Source organism: Streptomyces sp. PA03-6a (genome assembly GCF_033792765.1).
Classification (GTDB): domain Bacteria; phylum Actinomycetota; class Actinomycetes; order Streptomycetales; family Streptomycetaceae; genus Actinacidiphila.
In genome coordinates, this window is the sequence record NZ_JARAVK010000397.1 from 1 (window position 1) to 5,554 (window position 5,554).

The following is a 5,554-nucleotide window of genomic DNA, read 5'->3' on the forward strand; positions in this document are numbered from 1 at the left end:
CCCGCGGCCCGCCGCGTGCCGCCCGCCGGGTGGGCCTCGGCGGAGGGCGGCCCGGGTGCCGACGCCCCCGGGCGGGCCACGCGCAGGACACCGGGCCGGTCGAATGTCGGCCTTTGACCGCCGCGGCTCTCGACCCGCGGGCATGTGGTGCGGTGCCGCGTGCCGCCCGCCGGGTGGGCCTCGGGGAGGGCGGCCCGGGTGCCCCGGGCCGCCGCCGCGGGCCCCGACCCGCGGGGCGGCTACTTGCCGCGGGCGCTGCGGAAGCGGGCGAGGGCCTCGTCGAGGTCGACGAGGGGGGCGGGGTAGTCCAGGGCGGCCCGCTCGTCCTCGGGTAGCCGCCAGGGGCGGTGCACGGCGCCGCCCCGCACCTCCGCCAGCTCCGGCACCCAGCGGCGCACGTAGGCGCCGTCCGGGTCGAAACGACGGGCCTGCACCAGGGGGTTGAGCACCCGGTTCGGGCGGGTGTCGGTGCCGGTCCCGGCCACCCACTGCCAGTTCAGCTGGTTGTTGGCGATGTCGCCGTCCACCAGCAGCTCCAGGAAGTGCGCGGCGCCGATCCGCCAGTCCACGTACAGCGTCTTGGTCAGGAAGCTCGCGGCCAGCAGCCGCGCCCGGTTGTGCATCCAGCCCTCGTGCCGCAGCTGCCGCATCGCCGCGTCGATCAGCGGGTATCCGGTACGGCCCTCGCGCCACGCGTGCGCCTCGGGCCCGTCACCGTGCCAGTGGTCACCGCGCGGCCGCAGGTCCCGGGAGGCGGCGTCGGGGCGGGCGGCGAGCACCTGGTGGTGGAACTCCCGCCACGCGACCTGCCGCACGAACGCGTCCGCGCCCGGCCCCGCGGCCTCACGGGCGCGCCGGACCAGCTCGGTGGCCGACAGGCAGCCGAAGTGCAGGTACGGCGACAGACGCGAGGTGGCGTCGCCCGCGAGGTCGTCGTGGCGGTCCTCGTACGCGGCGAGGCCCGAGGCCCGCCAGGCCCGCCAGCGCTCGCGGGCCTCGGTCTCCCCGCCCGCGGGCAGCCCTGGCGACGTGCCCTTGGGCGGCTCCGGGAGTGGCCGGGACGCCACGCCGTCCGGGACGCGGACCACGCGGGGCGCACCCAGCGGGTCGCGCAGATCCGCGGTCTCCCAGCGCCGCAAGTACGGCGTGAACACCCCGAAGCTGTCCTTGCCTGCCGGGGTCACCGCGCCGGGCGGCACCGCGGTCAGCACGGCGTCGTGCACCCGGAGTTCGCGGCCCGCCGCTGCCAGGGCCTCCCGCAGCCGCTCCTCGCGCCGCGCGGCGTAGCGGCTCACCCCCGCCGCGACGTGCACCTGCCCGGCGCCGGTCTCCTCCGCGACCCGGCACGTCTCGCGCGCCACGTCCCCGTGGCGCAGCACCAGCCGCCCGCCGCGCTCGCGCAGCCGCTCGTCCAGGTCGGCGAGGCAGCCCGCGAGGAACGCGGCGCGGTTCGGGGCGGCGAAGCCCGTGGCTTCGATGGCCTGATCGAGCACGAACAGGGGGACGACCTGCTCCGCGGAGTCGAGGGCGGCCCGCAGGACCGGGTTGTCGTGGAGCCGCAGATCGGCGGTGAACAGGCAGATCGACGTCGTCGTCACGTCCGGGGCACTCCTCCTGGCCGGCATTCGCGCCCGGCGAGCCTATGGCGCCGCCTCCCACCGCGGCGTGAGGCGCCCCGCCGCGCCCCGCGAGCGCGGGGCGTCACCCGGGGAGCCATGCCCTCCCGGAGCGCCCCCACGGCGGCGTCGCCCCCGCGCGGGGGCCCGGCCCATCGGCCGGGCTCTCCTGGGGCTCCGGGCCGCGTGCCCGTGCGTTGGGCCGGCCGGCCGCTGTGGGGTGTCCCGGGGCGCTCGGATCGTGGCCATGTCGTTCACCTTTCTGGTCCGGGGACGGCCCGGGTGCCCTCAGGTGGAGTGGAAACGGGGGCGAGGGGCCGGACCGGTCCGGGAGTGCTCGCCTCCTGCGCGTCGTGGCGCGGGACGATGACGCCGCCGGGCGTGGTCATGCCGAAGCGGGCGAACGCCGCGACGAGGACGAACGTGCCTGCGGCCAGGGCGAAGCAGAGCGTGAAGCGGCTCTCTGCGGGTGCGTGGCCCGGGGCTCCGCGGCCGGCACGGCTGTGTCGCCCGTGGCGGGGCTCGTCCGGTCCTCGGCCGGCTGCCCTCGGGGACGGGCGTTGCCCGGGGTCCGGCCGGGGGTGCCGTGCCGGGGCGAAGCCGTGCCTTCGGCCCGGGCGGCCCGGCGCCGCGCACCGCACCGGACGGGGTGCGGTGCGGTGCGGCGTCAGGCCGGGAAGTTCATCAGGGCCAGGGGGTCGGAGGTCGGCTGCGGGGAGCCGCCGGCGGGTTCGACGGTGATGCCCATGCCGGAGGCGCCGTCGACGGTGCCCCGGAGGAGGACGGCCTGGGTCGTGTCGCCGCCGGACGGCTTCGGCATGAGGCCCGCGGAGCGCATCGTGCCGCCGTCGGCGTACCAGAGCTGGTAGACCCGGTTGCCGCTCAGCGCGGGCATGCCGTGGGCGAAGAAGACCGCGCGGTCCTGGCTGCGGGAGACGACGACCGTGCCGCTGGCGCCACCCGCGAGCTTCGCGGAGGTGGTGACGGCGTCGGGCGCGGCCAGGACCCGGGAGATCTGATCCGCCTGGGCCTGGGTCCGCTGGTTCTCCTGGCGCAGGTCGCCGAGCTGTTGCTGCTGCCAGACCGCGACCCCGCCCAGGGTCGCGGCCGCGGCGAGGCAGGCCGCCAGGGCGAAGCGGACGCGGCGCCGTGCGGGCTGCGAGGCGCGGCGGCGCATCGCACGGGCCGTGGCGCGCGGCGGCTCGGGCACCGACGGGGGCTCCTGCCGTACGTTGACGATGAGCCGCATGACGTCGTCCTTCATGCGGGGCGGGACGGGTTCGGCCGCCGCGAGCCCGAGGCGGGCGGCGGTCGCGGCCAGCTCGCGCACCTCCAGCGCGCAGGCCTCGCACTCCGCGAGGTGGCGTTCGAACTCCGCGCGCTCGTGCCGCGTCAGCGCGTCGACGGCGTAGGCGCCGGTGAGGGTGTGCAGTTCGGCCTCGGTGCTCATGCGGTCACCCCCAGGCAGTCGCGCAGCCGGATCAGGCCGTCCCGCAGCCGGGTCTTGACGGTGCCCAGCGGCAGCGACAGCAGCTCGGCCACCTCCCGGTACGTCAGCCCCCGGTAGTAGGCGAGGGTCACCGACTGGTGCTGCACCTCGGTGAGGGTGCGCATGCAGCGTCGCACCTGTTCGGCCTCCAGCCGGGCCTCCACCTGCTCGGTCACCTCGTCGTACGCGGGGGTGCGCTCCAGCAGCGCAGCCCTGTGCTCGCGGTCCGCCGCCGCGCTGGCGGACCGTACCCGGTCCACGGCCCTGCGGTGGGCCAGGGTCATCACCCAGGTCATCGCGCTGCCCTTCTCCGGCCGGAAGCGGGCGGCGGTGCGCCACACCTCCACCAGCACCTCCTGCGTCACCTCCTCCGACTGGGCGGGGTCCCTGAGCACTCCGCGCACCAGTCCGAGCACCGGTCCGCTCACGGCGTCGTACAGCCGGGCGAAGGCCTCCTGGTCGCCGCGCGCGACGGCGAGCAGCAGCTCCGAGAGGTCCGGCCCCTGCCGTGCGGGCCTGCCGAACCGCAGCGGTTCCCTCACCACACCTCCAGCGTTCGATTCCGTGTGTCGAGGACAAGTCTCGCGTCCGGCATTCGGCGCCGCGAGCGATTCGGATTGGTCCGTCGTACCGTGGCAGTCATGTCCGACACCACCTCAGCAGCAGTCCTGGGCACCGGGATCATGGGTGCCGCGATGGCCCGCAACCTCGTCAAGGCCGGCCTCGACGTCCGTGTGTGGAACCGTACGAAGGAGAAGGCGCAGCCGCTCAGCAAGGACGGCGCACGCGTCGCCGACACCCCCGCGGAGGCGGTGGACGGCGCCGACGTGGTGCTGACCATCCTGCACGACGCGGACTCCGCCCTCGAGACCATGCGGCAGGCGGCGCCGGCGCTGCGCAAGGGCGCGGTGTGGGCGCAGTCCACCACCGCGGGCGTGGGCGCCCTCGGGGAGTTCGCGCGGTTCGCGCGCGAGCACGGCGTCGTCTTCCTCGACTCGCCCGTGCTGGGCACCAGGCAGCCCGCGGAGAACGGGCAGCTCCTGGTGCTGGCCGCCGGGCCGCAGGAGGCCCGGCAGACGGTGGCGCCGGTCTTCGACGCGATCGGCAGCCGCACCGTGTGGGTGGGGGAGGACGCGGCCGAGGGCGCGGCCAGCCGGCTGAAGCTGGTGATCAACAGCTGGGTGCTGACCGTCACCCACGGCACGGCCGAGGCCCTCGCACTGGCGAAGGGCCTCGGCGTGGACGCCGCGGACTTCCTCAAGGCCGTCTCCGGCGGCCCCCTCGACATGGGCTACCTGCAGGCGAAGGGGGCGTCGATCCTGGCCGGGGACTTCAGCCCCAGCTTCGCCGTGCGGACCGCGGAGAAGGACGCCCGCCTGATCGTGGAGGCGGGGGAGTCCGTGGGGGTCCGGCTCGACGTGGCCGCGGCCGGCGCCGAGCGGTTCCGCCGCGCGGCCGAGCTCGGGCACGGCGGGGAGGACATGGCGGCCTCGTACTTCGCGAGCTTCGAGAAGTGATCACCCGATGTGCGGGAAGAGGCTGGTGAAGTACGCCGCCGCCTCGGCGGCGTCCCGGCCGAAGGGGGCGTCCAGGTCCCAGATGAGGAAGAGCAGGAAGGCGATCAGGGCGCTGTAGAGCCCGGCGAGGAGCAGTTCGCGCCGGGAGCGCCTGATCTGCAGGCTGAAGATCAGCCCCACCGCGACGAGGGCGCCGGTGACCAGGCCGAACCACACCACCCCCGGCATGGTCGGCCCGGCGTTCTCGCCGCGGGCGGTGCGCGCGTCGTCGGCGGCCGCGACCTGGTCCACGACCGGCTGGTACGCCTGGTTGGCCAGCGGGGTGCGCGGCTCGAAGTCGGTCACGTCGCGGCGCACCTTGCCGAGGAGCTCCGAGCCGCGCTGGGTGTTCTCGCCGTGCTTGAGCATGTAGGGCAGCTCGGTGTGCGCGACGTAGGAGACGTACGCGTCCACGTCGGCGCGCACCTGGTCGCGGACGGCGGCGGGGTAGACCTGCACCCGCTGGCGCACCTCGTGCAGGGCCTGGGTCTCGCGGTGCAGCGTGTCCTCGGCGCCGCCGCGCGCCTCCCACACGCCGGCGATGGCGAGGCCGAGGACGATGGCGTACACCACGCCGATCATCATCGTCATGTACTCGATGACGTCGGGGGTCTCCGAGGGGTCGTCGTCGTCTCCGATGCGACGGTGGTTGATGGCCACGATGGTCAGGACGACCGCGCAGGCCGCGGCCATCGCGATGGCCAGGACGAGCCAGTCCGACATCGATCACCTCCGTGAGCGGGCTTGGGACCGGGGCTTGAGCGCGGCGGCGGACAGGACCGCGGGCGCGGTGACCAGCAGCATGAGATGGACGATGCTCGGGCCGTCGGGGGCGGGCGGTGCGCTCGCCTTGCGGTAGGCGACCGGCGGGAGTTCCGCGCGGTGCGTCGGGG

At 75.7% G+C, this 5,554-nt stretch carries 5 protein-coding genes; 1 reads left to right on the forward strand and 4 read right to left on the reverse strand.

The features are described 5' to 3' along the window. Positions 1–239: 239 nt before the first annotated feature. The 3 genes from PV350_RS43965 to PV350_RS43975 form a co-directional block, all read right to left on the reverse strand. Positions 240–1,598 carry a cryptochrome/photolyase family protein gene (locus PV350_RS43965; protein ID WP_500338987.1) on the reverse strand — a complete coding sequence of 453 codons (1,359 nt, stop codon included), beginning with the start codon at positions 1,596–1,598 and terminating at the stop codon, positions 240–242. A gap of 685 nt (positions 1,599–2,283) precedes the next feature. Further along, positions 2,284–3,066 (reverse strand): anti-sigma factor, encoded by a 783-nt coding sequence (locus PV350_RS43970; protein ID WP_499511712.1) that lies wholly within the window; start codon positions 3,064–3,066, stop codon positions 2,284–2,286. Beyond that, positions 3,063–3,647, reverse strand: coding sequence for a sigma-70 family RNA polymerase sigma factor (locus PV350_RS43975; protein WP_499511711.1), 585 nt, complete (start codon positions 3,645–3,647; stop codon positions 3,063–3,065). The genes PV350_RS43970 and PV350_RS43975 overlap by 4 nt, the downstream gene beginning before the upstream one ends. Before the next feature lie 99 nt (positions 3,648–3,746). On the opposite strand from PV350_RS43975, the gene PV350_RS43980 reads away from it, so the two are divergent. Then, positions 3,747–4,622 carry an NAD(P)-dependent oxidoreductase gene (locus PV350_RS43980; RefSeq protein ID WP_500338988.1) on the forward strand — a complete coding sequence of 292 codons (876 nt, stop codon included), beginning with the start codon at positions 3,747–3,749 and terminating at the stop codon, positions 4,620–4,622. Here the strand turns inward: PV350_RS43980 and PV350_RS43985 are convergent, their stop codons facing one another. Beyond that, positions 4,623–5,384, reverse strand: a complete 762-nt coding sequence (locus tag PV350_RS43985) for a bestrophin-like domain (protein WP_499511709.1) — start codon at positions 5,382–5,384, stop codon at positions 4,623–4,625. Positions 5,385–5,554: the final 170 nt, after the last annotated feature.